Origin of the sequence: [Leptolyngbya] sp. PCC 7376, from assembly GCF_000316605.1 — a bacterium.
In the GTDB taxonomy this organism is placed as follows: domain Bacteria; phylum Cyanobacteriota; class Cyanobacteriia; order Cyanobacteriales; family MRBY01; genus MRBY01.
On record NC_019683.1, the window covers coordinates 2,549,642 to 2,566,987 of the forward strand.

The 17,346-nt window shown below is 44.6% G+C and carries 15 protein-coding genes; 7 read left to right on the forward strand and 8 right to left on the reverse strand.

Features of this window, described 5'->3' with window-relative positions; translation table 11 throughout:
- Positions 1–11 precede the first annotated feature (11 nt).
- Both LEPTO7376_RS11245 and LEPTO7376_RS11250 read left to right on the forward strand, forming a co-directional pair.
- Positions 12–956: a DUF928 domain-containing protein gene (locus LEPTO7376_RS11245; RefSeq protein ID WP_015134297.1), complete on the forward strand. Its 945-nt coding sequence runs from the start codon at positions 12–14 to the stop codon at positions 954–956.
- A 195-nt stretch (positions 957–1,151) separates the two neighbouring features.
- Complete coding sequence (locus LEPTO7376_RS11250) at positions 1,152–3,668, forward strand: CHAT domain-containing protein (RefSeq protein WP_083891099.1); 2,517 nt, start codon at positions 1,152–1,154, stop codon at positions 3,666–3,668.
- Positions 3,669–3,682: 14 nt separating this feature from the next.
- Here LEPTO7376_RS11250 and LEPTO7376_RS11255 read toward each other — a convergent pair whose 3' ends face one another.
- A complete protein-coding gene (locus tag LEPTO7376_RS11255; RefSeq protein WP_015134299.1) occupies positions 3,683–4,000 on the reverse strand; it encodes a hypothetical protein in 318 nt (105 codons plus the stop codon).
- 274 nt (positions 4,001–4,274) lie between these two features.
- On the opposite strand from LEPTO7376_RS11255, the gene LEPTO7376_RS11260 reads away from it, so the two are divergent.
- Both LEPTO7376_RS11260 and LEPTO7376_RS11265 read left to right on the forward strand, forming a co-directional pair.
- Complete coding sequence (locus tag LEPTO7376_RS11260; protein WP_015134300.1) at positions 4,275–5,408, forward strand: site-2 protease family protein; 1,134 nt, start codon at positions 4,275–4,277, stop codon at positions 5,406–5,408.
- A 159-nt stretch (positions 5,409–5,567) separates the two neighbouring features.
- Positions 5,568–6,221: a cofactor assembly of complex C subunit B gene (locus tag LEPTO7376_RS11265; protein ID WP_015134301.1), complete on the forward strand. Its 654-nt coding sequence runs from the start codon at positions 5,568–5,570 to the stop codon at positions 6,219–6,221.
- 129 nt (positions 6,222–6,350) lie between these two features.
- On the opposite strand, the gene LEPTO7376_RS11270 is transcribed toward LEPTO7376_RS11265, so the two are convergent.
- Positions 6,351–7,328: a protochlorophyllide reductase gene (locus LEPTO7376_RS11270; protein WP_015134302.1), complete on the reverse strand. Its 978-nt coding sequence runs from the start codon at positions 7,326–7,328 to the stop codon at positions 6,351–6,353.
- Positions 7,329–7,647: 319 nt separating this feature from the next.
- Positions 7,648–8,016, reverse strand: coding sequence for a hypothetical protein (locus LEPTO7376_RS11275; protein WP_015134303.1), 369 nt, complete (start codon positions 8,014–8,016; stop codon positions 7,648–7,650).
- Positions 8,017–8,187: 171 nt separating this feature from the next.
- On the opposite strand from LEPTO7376_RS11275, the gene LEPTO7376_RS11280 reads away from it, so the two are divergent.
- Both LEPTO7376_RS11280 and LEPTO7376_RS11285 read left to right on the forward strand, forming a co-directional pair.
- Positions 8,188–8,784, forward strand: coding sequence for a TetR/AcrR family transcriptional regulator (locus LEPTO7376_RS11280; protein ID WP_015134304.1), 597 nt, complete (start codon positions 8,188–8,190; stop codon positions 8,782–8,784).
- Between the two features lie 153 nt (positions 8,785–8,937).
- On the forward strand, positions 8,938–9,624 hold the full coding sequence (locus LEPTO7376_RS11285) for a glutathione S-transferase family protein (RefSeq protein WP_015134305.1): 687 nt from the start codon (positions 8,938–8,940) through the stop codon (positions 9,622–9,624).
- Between the two features lie 27 nt (positions 9,625–9,651).
- Here the strand turns inward: LEPTO7376_RS11285 and LEPTO7376_RS26405 are convergent, their stop codons facing one another.
- The 5 genes from LEPTO7376_RS26405 to LEPTO7376_RS11310 form a co-directional block, all read right to left on the reverse strand.
- Positions 9,652–11,265, reverse strand: coding sequence for an ATP-binding protein (locus LEPTO7376_RS26405; protein WP_160148442.1), 1,614 nt, complete (start codon positions 11,263–11,265; stop codon positions 9,652–9,654).
- A 1,394-nt stretch (positions 11,266–12,659) separates the two neighbouring features.
- On the reverse strand, positions 12,660–13,046 hold the full coding sequence (locus tag LEPTO7376_RS11295) for a type II toxin-antitoxin system VapC family toxin (protein ID WP_216700294.1): 387 nt from the start codon (positions 13,044–13,046) through the stop codon (positions 12,660–12,662).
- Between the two features lie 7 nt (positions 13,047–13,053).
- On the reverse strand, positions 13,054–13,326 hold the full coding sequence (locus LEPTO7376_RS11300; protein WP_264309020.1) for a type II toxin-antitoxin system Phd/YefM family antitoxin: 273 nt from the start codon (positions 13,324–13,326) through the stop codon (positions 13,054–13,056).
- Positions 13,327–13,335: 9 nt separating this feature from the next.
- Positions 13,336–14,607, reverse strand: coding sequence for a serine protease (locus LEPTO7376_RS11305; protein WP_041763508.1), 1,272 nt, complete (start codon positions 14,605–14,607; stop codon positions 13,336–13,338).
- A 2-nt stretch (positions 14,608–14,609) separates the two neighbouring features.
- Complete coding sequence (locus tag LEPTO7376_RS11310; protein WP_015134310.1) at positions 14,610–14,918, reverse strand: CU044_2847 family protein; 309 nt, start codon at positions 14,916–14,918, stop codon at positions 14,610–14,612.
- 224 nt (positions 14,919–15,142) lie between these two features.
- On the opposite strand from LEPTO7376_RS11310, the gene LEPTO7376_RS11315 reads away from it, so the two are divergent.
- On the forward strand, positions 15,143–17,338 hold the full coding sequence (locus LEPTO7376_RS11315; RefSeq protein WP_015134311.1) for a transglycosylase SLT domain-containing protein: 2,196 nt from the start codon (positions 15,143–15,145) through the stop codon (positions 17,336–17,338).
- Positions 17,339–17,346: the final 8 nt, after the last annotated feature.

The window sequence follows — 17,346 nt, forward strand, 5'->3', positions numbered from 1 at the left end:
CACGAACGAATATGTCTCACTATCAGCCGCGTCGCCAAACAAAACAAAACCTCTTTCGACGAGGTGCTTTAACTCTGGTTTTAGCCTCATCCTTTGCCTTGAACTCTGCGGTGCCAGCCCAAGCATGGGGGCCATTTAAAGGTCTGTTTAGTGGTGATACCCAAGGTGGAGCCAGCGGAAATTCCCGAGGGGGAGCGACCCGTGATGAGTTTTGTGAGTCGGATACTCCAGTTGCTAGTGCTGAGGTTTCTCAACCAAAGTGGCAGATTTCTGCTCTAGTTCCCCAGACTGCTCAACAGACGATGCAATCAGTACCCAGTATTTTTGTTTATCTGCAACAGAAGTCTGAGAGTACACCTCAAGCAAAACTGTCTCCCCAGTTATTGGGTACCAAACAAGGGATTCAAGGCATTGAGCTCGAAGATATTAAGTTCGAGGATTTAGAGCAATTTGACGAATCAGAAAATGTGGATTTGCTCCTGCAGTTAGAGCTTACACAAAATAACAATAGTGATGTAATTAATAGCTATTATTTTTCTTTGCCAACTGATAATACATTGGTAAAACTGCCAATTACGGATGAGAATGCTCCATTGGTTGCTGGCCAGTCCTATGAATGGACACTGCGTTTACTCTGTCGGCAGGTGACCCCCCAGGGCAAAGTAACGCTAGACCAAAGTAAAGCTACGTCATTGCAGATTAGTGAAACTGAGCAAAGTGCTCTGTTTGGGGAAATTGCTAGGGTTCCGGATAATGCACAAGTACAGTCTGCTTTAACGAGTAATAATTTAGAAGAACGCTATCAAACCTATCTAGACAATGAACTCTGGTTTGAGTTAGTTTCTGATGTTGCTACTGTGCCAACGTCTACTTATTGGAATGATTTGCTTGAGTTGTGGAATATTCCTGCTGGTGAAGCAGATCCACAGGTATTACTTCCTTTGTTTGAAGAATAAGTATTGGTCTGCCAGACTGAGATTCATCCCAATATGCGTGATTTGTTTGAGGCGAAGTTCTTGTTATTTGGCGATCGCCTCCGTAAATCAGTGATGAAAAACCATTGAGCTGTTTGTTTTGGGGAACAGTTCTTTATTCTTGACCTTCAAAATAGCTAGAGATTTCTACAATTGAACTAGTGGCTTGGGGAAGAGATGATGCGAGTTAGGCAATTCTGTTCGGCATTAATACTGGCTGTGGTGGTGCAGAATGTGGCGATCGCCCCCCAGACTTTCTCTTCTGAACTTAAGGAAGAGGTAATAGAGAAAAAAGCTTACACCCTCGCAGAGTTACGAAATCTCATTCACGACGGGGAAATGGCCTTTCGGACAGGTGAATACCAAGAGGCGATCGCCATCTGCACAAAAGCTTTGGCGGGATTTGAAACCCACAATCATTTTGAGGGAATGGGTACAGCTCATAATTGCATCGGTATCTCCCACCATTCCCTCGGCGAATTCACAAAAGCGGTGCGTCAATATGAACAGGCAGCAGTCGTTACCCAGCCGCTGGATAACCCACGACAACAAGCGGCGATCGCCAATAATCTTGGGGAAGCCTACCGCCAATTGGGTGAAATCGAAAATGCGATTACCTATTACGAACAAGCATTGTCGATGATGCAATCATCTCAGGATTTACAAGTCCAGCCAATTCTGATTAATAATTTAGGTTTCGCCCATATGGAGCTGGAAAATTATGCTCTAGCTCAAGACTATTATCTCCAATCTTTAGAGATTTCTTCGGCGGAAAATTATCAATATGAAATGTCCTATGCCCTAAAAAATTTGGGGGAAGTAGCTTTTCGGCAAGGGGAAAACCAGAAGGCGATCGCCTATTTCGAAGAATCACTACAAATTACAAGGGAAATTGATAACCGTCGTGTCACTGCGCTCAACTTAAATTCCCTCGGTAAAGCCTATGAAACAACGGGGCAATCAGACCAAGCACTTACTTATTACCAAGAGGCCCTCGGTATCACGACAGCCATGGGCGATCGCCACTCCACTGGTCGCGTGTTGAAAAATTTAGGTAGTTTCTTCCAAACCCAAGGCGATACAGAACTAGCCATTATTTTTCTCAAAGAAACCATCAATACCTATGAAAGTATTCGTGGTGAGATTCAAGGATTAGAGACTTCCCTCCAAGAAAGTTATCTCAGCAGTGTTGAATCTACTTACCGTGATCTCGCCGATTTATTGCTTACCCAAAACCGTATTCTCGAAGCCCAACGCGTTTTAGATTTACTGAAGGTGCAAGAATTAAGCGATTATCTCTACCATGTGCGTGGCACTGAGGAAACTGAAAAAGGCACTGGTTACCGTCCGCCTGAAGAAACGTTTTTAGCCTTAAATCAAGAGCAAACAGAACAGCTCATCATTGCCTCAAAAAGGTTAGCAGACCTCGAAAAAATTTCTCCCAGCAATCTCACAGAAATACAGCGCCAAGAATTAATTTCTCTACGTAAACAGCAAAATGCTGAACGGGGTAAGTTCCGAGCTTTTCTGGAAAGTGATGAAGTACAGTCAGTGATTGGCGAGCTAAAAAGTAACCTCAGCACGAATGAATCTCTCTCTTTCAATCTCAGCCAGGACGCAAAACTCAAGGAACAGCTCCAAACTATTAAACAATCCGGCCGCAATGCTGCCATTATTTACCCGCTCATTTTGGGCGATCGCCTAGAAATTGTAGTGGTCAGTGCCGATACCCCACCTTTACGTCATACTGTTCCAATTTCTCCCGCCGAACTAAATGAAACCATCCTCGAAGCCCGCCAAGCCTTAACGACTCCACCAAAGAGTTACGCCAAATCCTCGAACTCCAACGCATCCCTCTCCAAACTCCATGATTGGCTGATCAAACCCATCGAATCGACCCTAGAAACAGCCAATATTGAAACTCTCATTTATGCCCCTGATGGTGCACTACGCTATATTCCCCTCGCCGCCTTATTTGATGCAGATAGCGATCAATGGCTGATCGAAAAATATGACATCAATAACATCACAGCCCTGAGCCTCACAGACTTTGACGAAGTGTCGGCTTTGCATAATTTTGATCTGCTCGCTGGTGCTTTTCCGAGTCAGGGAGCCACCTTAGAATTCGGCACACGCCAAGTGCCTTTAGACGGGTTACCCTATGCCGTCCGCGAAGTTGAAACCCTTGCAGAAACTGTTCCTAGTAGTAGTGTTCGCCTCGATGAGCAGTTTAATGGTGACATTATTTATGAAATGAATAGCTATGACGTCGTTCATTTAGCGACCCATGCTGAATTTGTTTCTGGTCGCCCCAAAGATTCCTATATCGCTTTTGGGAAAGGGGAGTTTGCAACCCTCGAAGATGTACGGGACTGGGATTTAAGCAATGTTGCCCTTATTGTCCTTAGTGCCTGTGAGACTGGTGTTGGCGACACATTGGGGAACGGCATTGAGGTCTTGGGATTAGGCTATCAAATGCAACAGCAAGGCGCAGATGCAACATTAGCAACCCTCTGGTCAGTGAGCGATCGCAGCACCCAACTTCTGATGAATCGGTTTTATGAAAATCTTTTAGATGGTGGCAGAACCAAAACCGTAGCTCTCCAAGAATCTCAACGCGCCATGCTGACCAATGACAAGTTCAATCATCCCTACTATTGGGCATCATTTATTTTGATTGGCAATGGCCTCTAAACGATATTGGTAGCCTAAAGTTCGGAACGCTTGATATCCTGTCGGGCCTGGATTCTCAGGAGATCGTTACGCTGCTCATGATAGAGCTGTATTTCATCAGCGGCTAAAGTCTCTGGATCAAGCACCACGAACCCCTTGAAATCAAGTGCTGGATAAACTTTTAGATTGAGATGGGGAGTGATTTTCTCTAGAGCATTTTGCACCAGTCGATAAACATCGGCGCGATAGTATTCAAAAAATTCTGGATTCTCCTCATAGCAATACCCGACAGAATCTTCTAACGCCTTTTGGGGAATAATGTAACCCGCTTCAATTTCAGAAAATTCCAGCATTTTTATCTCTAAAACCAATATTTTTTCGCCTATTTAATATAGCCATAGTTTTAGGTATAAATGCGAACTAAGTGATCGGTGATCGCCTTTTAAGCGATTAAGATCACAGTTATCTCAACCGAACTCAAAATGGCGGAAAGTACTACCTCACAAACATTTTTAGATTTTAACATTTCGTTACAATGAGGGTGTGAGACAAACGGGCTTAAAAGTTTTTCAGTAGCACTAAACGCTAATTTTTTGAGCCTCATTGTCAAATTTGAGAGGTTCTTTTATGAATGGTAATTTTCGTGTCGGCAACTTATTTGGTATTCCCTTTTACCTAAATATTTCGTGGTTTATTGTGCTTGCCCTAGTCACCCTAAATTTTGGGACAGGTCTCGCCGCACAATTCCCCGGACTAGGTGGCAGCGCAATCGCCCTCGGCTTAGTGACAGGCTTACTGATGTTTGCATCGGTACTACTACACGAATTAGGCCATAGTTTTGCCGCAATTCAGAGAGGAATCAAAGTCAATTCGATTACACTTTTTCTCTTCGGTGGTCTCGCAAACCTCGATGATGAAGCAAAGTCTCCCAGCGGCGCTTTCTGGATCGCTGTGGCTGGCCCCCTCGTCAGTTTGGCACTCTTTATCGCGCTCACTCTTGTTGCAGGTAGTGGTTTATTGACTGGCCCTATGGCGGCGATCGCCGGATTGTTGGCTTACATCAACCTTATTTTGGCAACCTTTAATATGATTCCGGGCCTACCTCTTGATGGTGGTAATGTGCTTCGGGCAATCGTTTGGAAACTCTCAGGCAATCAATACAAAGGCACACGTTGGGCAAGTCGCGTTGGTCAAGTGATTGGTTGGACAGCCGTTAGCTTCGGCATCCTTGGCACCCTCGGCATTTCCAATATTGGTAGCTTCTGGACGCTAATTATCGGTTGGTTCTTGCTACAAAATGCAGGTCGTTCTGCACAATCCGCAACCCTACAGGAAGCACTCTCTGGTTTGACTGCAGCGGATGCAGTGGTTTCTGAAAGCCCCATTGTCGATGCTAATGTAACTCTCCGTGAGTTCGCTGATATGGCCATTCTCGCCAACAACAAAACTCAATGGCAACGCTTCCTCGTTAAAGACGAAAACGATCAGTTACTCGGTAGCATTCGTCTCAATACTTTGCAGGCTGTGCCTTCTTATGAGTGGTCTAACCAATTAGTTCGCCACTTTGCGACTCCCGTCTCTGAGGAAAATCAAGTCGAATCGAATCAATCTCTTCTCGATGTAATCGGTAAGTTGGAACAGCAAAAAACTCAGGCGATCGCCGTTATTCGTGACAACGGAACATTAGTCGGGCTTCTTGAGAAATCCAACATTATTAATCTGCTCCAAAAACGCAGCCAAACACAGATACAGTCTGCATAATTCATCAAGCAACTTCTTGATCTTGTAACCTACAGCCTTAATGGTTGTGGGTTATTTTTCGTATTAATATCGTTCAAACGATCTCAACTTCCGCCCAAACGTTGACTTTCTTTGTGATTATCTTCCAAGCTAGAGAATACAAGTCTTCGCCCTATATCCATGTCAGACAACGCCACTAGCCCCATCAAAAATTTACCTCTCATCGTCGGCATAATCGGTGGATCGATGCTGATGCTAAATCGTCTACTAACCCCTGCCCTGACTGATTCTCAAGCGCGTTCTGATGTAGTGGGTGTGATTCTCAGTGCAATTTTAATTCTCGTCACTTTGCTGTGGGAGCAAATTCAACCGAGACCTCCAGAAGCTGTGGTTTTAGAAGGCACAGAAGAATTTGAGCTAACCGAAAATCTCCCTGAAGCGATCGCCACTGAATTAGCCTGGGCATCTCATATTTTGCTGACGACCACCGTCACCAAATCCGTTGTGGTCTATCATGACGGGCAAGTTTTACTGCGGCGAGGTATTCTCCCAGAGAAAAAAGAGTTTAACGTCGGGGCGATCGCCGAGCGCGTTTTAGAGAAACAAAAAGCCGTTTACCTTGTCACCCTAAAGGTTTATCCGGGGCGGGTTGAATTCGATTATTTACCCGAAAATACCCAAGGCATTATCTGTCAGCCCCTTGGAAAAAAAGGCTTACTTGTGGTCGGCACAAACATCCCCAGAAGCTACACCAAACAGGATGAACAATGGGTGGCAGGTATCGCAGATAAACTTGCAAGCACCATTGAAAAGACAACTTTGCCTTCAGCCTAAAGATATTGGCGATCGCCACAACATTACAGCTCATAAAAAAAATCTCCCCAAAATCAATTAGGGAGAAGTCACTTAAGGAAGGTAAATCAGATTTGTGTTGTTTGAAAAATCCAAACTCACAATGGCTATTTAGGCAGGGACACCAGCAAGTCCAACGAGCTTTTCACTGAGATCCCAAAGCACATCAGCTTTGTTATCGTCGAGCGCTTCATCAGAGACTTCTTGCATAAATGCTTCGCGTCCTTCTTGTTGGCGATTACCCCAGCTCCAGTACACACCGGACACATCAAAACCGGGATCTGCCACAACCTTAGCGAGGCGATCGCCAGCCACAGCTTCAGTCACATAGCCACCAGTGATGTTCTTTTGGAACCAAGGGAAAATCGTGCGGAATAGGCCGTAGTGATTACGGAATAGACCTGTTTCAGCAACACAACCGGGATAGAAAGAATTGAACACAATGCCCGTTTCTTTGTGGAAACGATTGTGCAACTCACGCATGGTCAAAATATTGCAGAGTTTGCTGTCTTTGTATGCTTTACCCGACTTGAAAATTTTGCCATCAATCATCGAAACAGGAGGCTTAAAGCCAGCGGCCATACCCTGTAGATCACCAAGATCTGGGGGAGCAGGAATCGGAATCTTACCGCCAAGTTCTTTCGGGTTAGCCGTTACGGTACCAAGAATAACGAGACGCTTATCCGTTGAGGAAGAATTTTTCAGATCCTCAAGCATCAAGTTGCAAAGTAAGAAATGGCCGAGGTGATTTGTCGCCACAGAAATCTCATAACCATCTTTATTACGCTGCGGCTCTTTCTCCAGAGGAAGATAAACAGCAGCATTACAGACGAGAGAATCTAAGACTCTGCCTGTGGCGCGAAAATCATTTACAAATTTACGCACACTATCGAAGTCAGCAAGGTCGAGATGAATAATAGTTCGACTGCCCTCGGGAATACCGGCTTCTCTAGCAACTCTCTCAGTTTTTTCGAGGTTGCGGCACGCCATGATTACGTGCCAACCTTTTGCGGCGAGGGACTTGGCGCCATATAGCCCCACTCCGGACGATGCGCCGGTAATGATCGCTGTTTTCTGCTGTTCGCTCATGATTATTTGTTAAGGCTGGAATTTATCGCGTTAGTTGCTGATTTTACTATTTACAGTTTGCGCTTCTGTTCTAGGTATTTATTTCTATAGCATAATCAGCAAAATTTCCTTCATCGCAACAAAACCCGAAAATCTGAAAAGTATTGATTTATGGGGCGATCGCCCATCTCCACAGTTGTGAATGTCACTAATTTTGAAACCTTGAATATTTGTGACCCAATATTGCTGGATGCTTTACAAAGTCGTGGTTGAACGAAGAACCCGTTACAAAACGAGATGTTCTAGGGTCATCGGGCAGCACCAACATATATTCGCGACATTATTCGGATTCAGAAGCATTTTTGCGCGATCGCCGAGCATCGATAAAACTTTTGACGTAAAACCCCAATGCTGCGGCTGTTGTCAGAAGCATCACACCAATACGAAATATGCCCGCACCATTACCGCTGCCAAGGACACGTAAAAAGGGTGGCACCAAAGCAGCAAGGGTCGCCAATGCAAGAAACGCAACGACGTGGGCGATCGCCTTGTTATAAGATTTGACTCCTGGTGAAAGGGCGAAAAATGCGAGACCTAATCCCACAGGAATGAGCGCAGTAATCGAGCCGCTAGCGACATAGCCCCAAATCCCTAGCAGTACGAGGGAACTGCCATTGACAAGTGTTGCGAAGAAAGGCGCTTGTTTCATAAGTGATGCAAAAAAAGATTGAGTTAGAGTATGTCTGAATTTGTGGCGCTCTGGAGATAGACGTGACGGGTAGCCAGAGTCACCAGGAGTATTTTAAACGGTTACAATTATGTTCTCGAAGAATTTCGTATAATCATGCCTCAGCTATTTTATTCAAGTGTTTTATAACTGATGTCAAAATCTCAAGAAACACGAGAAAATATTATTAGAAAAGCCGCACCAATTTTTAATCGCCAAGGTTTTGTCGGCACATCAATGTCGGACATCATGAAAGCGACAGGTCTAAAGAAAGGTGGCATTTACAATCATTTTAAAAATAAAGATGAGTTGGCGATCGCCGCGTTTGATTTTTACATCGGATTGATTCGAGAGCGTTATGGCGAAGTGCTCAAGAGAGAACGTCACGCCATCCCTCGTCTACAGCTCATTGTGACGACATTTTGTGAGGCGTTAAATGCTGAAGACTCACCAATTCAAGGGGGATGTCCTTTACTGAATACGGCTATTGATAGTGATGATACTCATCCTGTGTTGCGGGAACGAAGTAGAGAAGCGATGGATACTTGGCGACAACTTTTCGTCAAAATTATCAACTTTGGCATTCGTCATAAAGAAATAAAAGAATCGGTAGATCCTGAAGTCACTTCAACAATTATTATTTCTAATTTAGAAGGGGCATTAATGATGAGTAAGCTATACGACGACCGACAACATCTTTGTCAAATCAAAGATCATTTATTTCAGTTTTTTGAAGGTTTAAAAGTGTGATTTTTAATTCCTTGATTTTTATCTAAAAACATTTTTTGGCATAGACTCAGCCAGAAAAATACTGACCAATGAATGCTCTCCGATCTCGGAAAGACCGATCGGTCTCTTTTGTTGTAAGCTGTAGCAAGCCGTTCAATTTCTGCGGAGAAGATCATGCTGACTTTCCATTACCATCCTCTGTCTCCAATTTCTTTGAGAGTTTGGTTGGCGCTGCTGGAGAAAGACGTTCCATTTCGCGAAGAAATTGTTGATATTCCGAACGGGGCACAGCGGCGATCGCCTTTTACTGATCTCAATCCGTTTCATCATGTGCCTGTGATTACGGATGGGGATTTTCGATTAGTAGAATCATTTGCGATTCTTGATTATCTGGAGCTGAAATATCCAGAAAATTCCCTGATGCCTTCTACATCTGAGGCGATCGCCACAATGAAAATGCTTCAGATGGTGACCGCAAACGAGCTATTTCCGTTATTGCCTAAATTAATTGCGGCAATAGATTCACCACTTCCAGCTCAGGCTCAAGACCGATTGGATAAGGTTTTGACATTTTTTGAGCAGCATTTGAACGGGCAATTATATTTCGGGGGTGATCGCCTCAATCTCGCAGATATTGTGGTGGGTGCAGCGATTCCTTTAATGTGTCGTTTGGGGTTAGAGCTGACGGATTATCCAGAGTTAAAAGCTTGGGGCGATCGCCTGACATCGAGACCTGCATGGCAGAAAACGAGGGCTTCAGATGAAGAGTTGGCAGCTTGGCGGGCATGGCTCGCACGATATTTGCGGGTGGCGGCGAAAGCAAAACAAAGAGAGCAACGTCAAACATCATCTGTCAGTTAGTCACAGTAGCGTTTCAAAAAAGTCATTCTATTCTGGTTGAATTTGTGGGGCATAGTTTTCGAGCCAAATTCGCAGCAGTTCTACAGTGATTTGCCAGCGGGATTCTTCGACATCTCCAGCAATATCGTGGATAACGTCATGTTTGCTGAGGGTTTTTAGGGCGGGTTCGAGGATGTCTGCGCCGAAAGAAAGGAGCTCTAAAAGTTCGGCGGTGGTTAAGCCTGCGGGATGGATGGCAAGGGTTTTAATAATTTGTTGTTGTCCGGCAACATCTTGCGAAGCTTGTCGCCACACGCCATCGAAATAGTAGCGACCCTTCCGGAAAAAGTCCTCGGTGATAATAGCTTCAACATCTTCGGTGGTCAGGAGATTATCGCGCTGTTTGGCCTGCTCGAAAACATAATCGTTATAGCGGCGCACAAGCTGAAAACCGATGAGCTGAACGAGATAGGGTTGCCCAAAGGTGAGGTCATAGATTTTTTGGAGGGCGGCGGGTTCGTAGTCGAGCGGGAAATCTTCAGCAGGGCTAACTAGCAACTGAAATGTGGCTTCGCGGCTCAGGAAACTCACACGGATCGGAATAACGCTAGCGAAGAAGGGCTGGAAATAATCGGCGGTCATTTCCTCTAGGGTGTGGAGTCCGGCAAAGGCGAAGGCGAGTTTTGGACTCATCTGGACTAGACCGCGCAAATACCCTAAAAATTCTTTGGAGATTTGTTCTTTTTTGATCAGGTCTTCGAGGGTTTCAAATTCGTCTAGGGCAATAATCAGGCTATCGCTCTCCATCTCTGCCAAAACCTTTTTGAGGTAGCGTTCAAAGGTGCGTTTGGGGAGTTTAAGTAAATCGTCATCGCTAGGGGGTTCGATATCTGTGGCAATGGCAATTTCGTCGCTGAGGGCAATGAGGACTTCGCCCACACCTTCTTCGACTTCGCCGAGGCGTTGCAGGTTGATGTAGATGATTTTGCCTGCGGAACCATTATGGTTGCTGGCATTGCGGAGAATGGAGGTTTTTCCCATGCGGCGATGGCCATAGAGAACGATGGACTGGCGGGTAGTATTGGTAATCCAGAGTTCTTCGAGTTGGCGCATAATGTCTTCGCGCCCAGCAAAATTCTGACCGACAACGGGATCGCCAACGACATAAGGATTTTGGACAGGTTTAGTGATCTCCGCACTACCGATTTCTAGGGCAAGGGGTTCGATGGCAGCTCTCCAAGTTTGGGCAATTTCAATCACTAGATTGCGTTCTGCCGAGGGAAGTTGGTCTTTGGTTTGGATGATTTTAGTTAGTTCACCAATGGCACGATTGAGAGCAAGAGAGCGAGTCTGGTTACCAATGCCATACAGAAAAAGTTGAGTGTCTTTAATAACTCTCTCAAGGGCATAAATAACATCCCATGTTGAAGAATATAAGGATTTTTTCGTTAGAAATGCAGCTAATTGAAGAGAAGCAATTTGCTCAGGCTGTCGAGCATATCGGCATAGCTTGATGCAATAGACAAGATTGTAAACTTCTTCGCCGTAAGCAATTCCTCTAACTTCAGAGAAAGCGGCTAACGCTTCATTAAGAGACTTCCTGTTGAGAAACCAAAATCCAGTAGTTACAGCTTGAATGTAGTCTCCTAACTTTGATTGCATTAGTAAGATTTTGTATCTTGCACTTAAAAAGAATCCATAGTTTAACTTTGGGAACAATATAAACCACGAATAAAAACCAAAATAATCTATGATTCGTATCTTTTTATTGATCTTGACTAACATAAGGTACGAAAAGATTAATTCCCAACAAAAGATCTTTTCTCTAATTTCACTTAGCCGATAAATCAATAAATCACTTTGAGTATGCCTGAGATTTTCATCAATCAAAGTTGCAACCAAGAAAAATTGGTTACTGTATCTTAAGATTTCATTCGATGTATTGAGAGTTTTATCCCAACCCATGAGGAGGTCTTTTTTAAGTGTTTTTTTAAACTGCCAAAATGGCAGAATACAAACATTTGATGAAACATTAGCTTGGTTGAGACAATGAAAGATAGAAGATACCAAAAAGGCATCAGGACGAAAAAGCGAAATAATAAAGCAAGAGCAAAAAAACAAAGAAGCCGCAATCAATCCATTTGTAGCCCCCAAGAAGTCAGATGTAATGTAGCGATCTCCAAAATAATCATAATGCCCAAAATAATCAGACCAAACATTATAAAGTGAATAATTATAATTGTTATACTGGTAATAAAATAAATCTGTAAACGGATGGGACAAGAAACCAATATTATTTATTCCAATCTCACTTAATTTATCTCGAAAAACATCAGCCGGCATATCTCTTATTGTTGTTATACAAAACAGTAAGACCCAAACAATATAGTGGGATTTTCTAAGAAAAATATACTCATTTAGACTTAGATAAACTCCAACTCCAATACCCCAAAAGCCACCTAAAATAGACGCTAGAATAATAGTTTCATTAGTATTTAATGCAATTTCTTTTATTGCAATGAGAGATGGATCGAAGACAATTGTTATATCTTTAGGTAATGGCGCTTGATGTTCTTGAGGCAAAGATAATAGAGAAGCAATTTTCCATGCAAGGCTATCATAAGCCATTAGAAGATTACCGAGAACTACACTCGTAGACAAATAAAATTTTGCTGGATAAGTCGAACGAAAAAACAATGAAAATAGATAGCACAGACCGTAAAGAATAAAATTCAAAAATAGAATGCCAACGAGAACTTCCCAAGTTAAAGGAAGTCCCGATTTTTGAGAAGTTAAAAAAACAAGCAAAAAGACCAGATTAGTCAAGACAAATATCTGGATTTTAAAGTTTATTTCTATTTGTTTAATTGTGTTTGGTTTTATTCTGATAAATCTCTCCACATACCATTGAAATGCTTGTGGAAAATAAAATACCTAGTAGAGTAAACGTAGATAGTCTAGTGGGTTCCAGAGTTGTAGCGGACGATTTAGTTTCGGCGCGAGGTTTAGCTTTGGGACAGAAGATTTTTCAGACATCGGTTACCAGTGAACAATTATCAGTCACCAAGTTGAGTTTCTGGATTGTTATTCCAAACAGCGTGATCGTAATGCTCTAAGATTCTTCGATCCTTAGTTAGCAAAATATTGTTATGTAAACTGGCATGGGCAACGATAAGGCGATCAAAAGCATCACGAGTCCAAGTGATTTTCAGGGCTTCTTCCACCACCAAATCGAAATCTTTCTGGCAAACTTTCAATCTCGACTTCTTCGCCGCTAAATATTCCAAAATTGTTTGTGGAGATGATCCCAAACGCTCAATTTCATAGAGATATTGCAGTTCCAAGCGCACCATCGGTGAAATCAAGAGATCATTCTCTTTTATTAATTTCTCTGCCATAGAAGATAGCTTTTTACTCGCATCCCCATAAAGCCAAATAATCACGTGAGTATCAAGGTAAATCAAGACTTAACTCATGCTCCCAAGAAATATTAACCAAATCATCAGGATCGCCCACGTAGACTTCTGGGTGAGGTTCCAAATCATCCAATTTGTTGTCTGATTCTAAATGTTCTAGAGGAAGAATCTGAAATAGCTGACCATCTCGGCTGATTTCTAGGGGATTGCCAGTCTTCAGCACCTCATCTAAGAGCGCATTGATCAGCTCTTGTAGCTCCAGAGGCGTAAAAGTTTTGATTTGTTCTAAGCTAGGCGACGACATCATACTCAATCCCTAAAACTCACTTTTATATCGATTATAAAGCCGGAAACAAGCCAACATCACCTTTTGCGGATGCCCCTGAGTGTCTAGCAAAATCCGCATGATTTCCTGATCAGAAAAACGAATCGGTGTCGCTGCCAAACGCAACTGAATAAACATTTTGACCGCTGCCTCATCCCAGAATGGCGGAGACTCATTTAGACAAACATTTTTAAACGGCGACACATTCCCCGCACTATCCGGAAACAAGCTATCTAGATCCATCGAAGCCGCCACCACCAAACGCAAGGGTGCATCGCTTCCTTCTGCCAGACCCCGAAGCTGAGAACGAATCTGTAACGTAAAACCTTCCCACTTCATCTTTTCCACTTCATCCAAGAGCAACAAAATCGGCGGATCAAGTTTGCTAATTGTTCGTCTCAGCCGATAACCCCTGCACGTTTCGATATCTATTTCAGAACACAACGCATAGTAAAAATCCTCATCATCGTAAATGTCCTGAAAATTCAGATAGACCGGACGACGATATTTTATGAGTTGCCGCTCTGCATGGTGGGCGATCGCCTTCAAAAAAGAAGACTTACCTACTTGGCGATCGCCGATAACCGCGACACTACTGCCGCTGTTGAGAATTTCAAAAACACTTCGCAGCTCCCGTTCCCGCCCAAAAAACAAGTCCGGAGAATCAATGACCCCATTCAGCGGCTTAAAAGGATTTGCTGGAATTTCTACGACCTCCGGTTTTAGCTCTGGGAAAATATCCCACACCACACCCACCGGAATCGCCCGACCACCTAAATCTGAACGGCGATCACGCGTTTTTTTGATTACTCCACAAACTTGATTCGTGCGCTCATTCACCAATGGCGAGCCACTAAAACCCTTTTGCACCTGACCCAATTTGAACTTAATCAGTTGGCGATCGCCCGTCATCCCTTCATACTCAAATGTCGCCGGATCACCCTGAGCATAACCATCCGGATAGCCAAACGTTTTTAGCTTTTCCCGTTCCGCAATCTCATCACAAAAAATGACCCAATCATGGTCAAACTCTTCCGATAGATGCAGCAACGCTAAATCAATCTCAGGATTTGGGATCCGAATTTTTGTCACCGAAAAAGAACGCTCACCCCAACAAAGAGACAGGGTGGCGATCGCCCTGTCCTTCACCACATGGTTACAAGTCAGCACCAAACCCTGACCGACAAAAAAGCCTGTACCATTAGGCTTTCCAGCGATGTCGATCCGCACCACACAACCTTGCCAATCTCGGGTCTGCCCCAAACCTATTCACCCCATTCCAGCGTGATTTTGAGACTTGCCTTTGCCGAATCATCAACAAGTAATGCCGTTAATTGTCCAGATTCCAAACCCATTTCCAAACCAAACTCTACCGTTGCTTTTTTCGGTTTGACCGTATCAAACGTTTTTTTGAGTCCCTTAGCAACACCACCCACCACCTTTGTGATCGCCTCAAACTTCAACGCATCGCCGATTCCCACATCTTCCTCACCACCTTGAGAGCGAGCCTGCACCAGAAATGTTGTGCCATCTTCCAGCTCTACTGTCACTAATTCTGTCTGATCGCGATGCATTGATTCGTCCTCAAAAACTTAATCTAACCTTAGCTCGAAACAAGCTCAGCGAAACCAGTTTGCCGTACTTCAAAAAAATCTTCTGTCGCAACAAAAACAGCACATTCATTCATGGCGAATAAATCCGTACTTCCATGTAAGTGCGATGTAAGAAATGCATCATTTGTTACTTAACTTTGTCAGAAAGCAACCTTATAAGCGGCTGAATCGGGTGGCGATCGCCTATGATCGGACACGTAATTATTACAGGCGGTCAGATGAAACGGGTTTCTGTCAACTACAGTTCACCAACCTTTATTATTGGCTTGTGTTTGACGGGGTTATTGGGCATCAGCGTCCTCGCTACAAAAGGGCGTAACTGGCAACCCAACGCATCAGATAATCAGACTCAGGTTGACCCAAATTCGCCATCCGCCGTCCTCGAACTGGTTGATGCCGAACCCGATTCGCGTAACCCTCAGTTACAGGCGATCGCCACAGAAAATTCCAATCGCCTCGACCAGAGCCGTGCCCGCTACCTATTGGCGATGTCTCACCTCGAAGCCTATGAAGGGGGAGCCGCTTTAGAGCAGCTCGACAACTTAGAGAAAGATTATCCAGTTCTTGCACCGCATATTTTGATCAAACGTGGTCGCGCCCATGAACTTAGCAATAACGAGTTGCTAGCGAAAACAACATGGCAGCAAGTGGTCAAGCAATACCCAGAAAGTCCCGCCTCTGCAGAAGCCCTGTACCGCCTCGGTCAATATGATGATCAATACATCGAACAGGCGATCGCCCAATATCCCGCCCATCCCCGCACCCAAACTTCAATCAGAGCCGCACTAGAAGCGAACCCAAATCAACTCAAACTTTTAGTTTTGCGGTTACTGTACGATGCCGATGCTCCAGATATTGGCACAGTGCGCGAACAACTCGTAGACAACTACAGTGACCAACTCACTCCCGAGGTATGGGAAGCGCTCGGCGATAGCTTCTGGGATGGCTGGCAATATGGCAAAGCCGCCAAAGCCTACGAAAAAGCCCCCTCCACCTCCCGTAATCTGTACCGTGTTGCGAGAGGTTTTCACATTAGCGACGAAAACCGCAATGCCCGTCGCGCCTACCGTACTCTGATCGAAACCTTCCCCGATGCCGAAGAAACAGGCTTAGGGATGCGCCGCCTTGCCAGTCTCGTTAAAGATACAGAGGCGATCGCCTATCTCGATCAGGTTTATCAGAAATTTCCAGAAGAAGCCCCCGATGCCCTATTTAGTAAAGCTAAAATTCTCGATAGATTAGGCAGTGGCCAATCCGCAGAACAAGCCCGCCAAATGGCTCTCAACGGCTTTAAAAATCACGAAGCCACCAGCGAATTCCGTTGGAAGCGCGCAGAACAGTACGCCAAAGAAGGACGCTTCGATAAAGCATGGGAATGGGCACAACCGATCGCCGTCAATACGCCCAGCCACTCTCTCGCCGCCGAATCCGTATTCTGGATCGGAAAATGGGCAGCCCGTCTCAATCGACCGGAGGATGCCAAACAAGCATTTACCACAGTAATCGCCGACTATCCCGAGTCCTACTATGCTTGGCGTGCGGCTGTGCAACTCGGTTGGGGCGTGGGTAGTTTCACCTCTGTGCGTGATTTACAGCCCACCATCAATATCCCAAAAGTCCGCCCTTTACCGCCCGCTGGCTCTGAAACATTTCAAGAGCTTTATCGCCTTGGGCAAGATTTTGATGCTTGGAATGAGATCAACACAGAGCTTGCAGATCGACAAGAGCTAACAGTTGAAGAGGAATTCACCTCTGCGCTATTGAAACTTTCTCAGGGTCGCTATCTCAAAGGCATTAATACAATTTGGGGTCTAAGCCAACGGGAATCTCAGGGCGATCGCCAAGCATGGTTAGAACTGCGGCAACGTCCCGATTATTGGTATGCGTTATTCCCATTCCCCTACTCTGAAGAAATTCTGAGGCATTCCGCTGACAACGAATTAAATCCACTATTGGTAGTGTCTTTGATGCGCCAAGAGTCCCGTTTTGAGAAGGAGATTCAGTCTCCGGTGGGAGCGACAGGCTTAATGCAGGTGATGCCAGCGACGGGTGAATGGATTTCTGATCAGATTGATGACACTGAATATTCCCTCAATAACCCCGAGGATAATATTCAATTTGGCACCTGGTATCTCCGCTACACTCACCGCGAATATGACGATAACTCCATGTTGGCGATCGCCAGCTACAACGCAGGCCCCGGCAACGTTGCGAAATGGGTACGGAAATATGACCTAAGCGACCCTGACTTTTTCGTTGAACAGATTCCGTTTAAAGAAACCAAAGGCTATGTCGAATCCGTCTTTGCAAATTACTGGAATTACCAACGCCTCTACAATCCAGACCTTCAAGCCAAGCTCCAAGAACTGGATGCATTCTAGAACCTCAA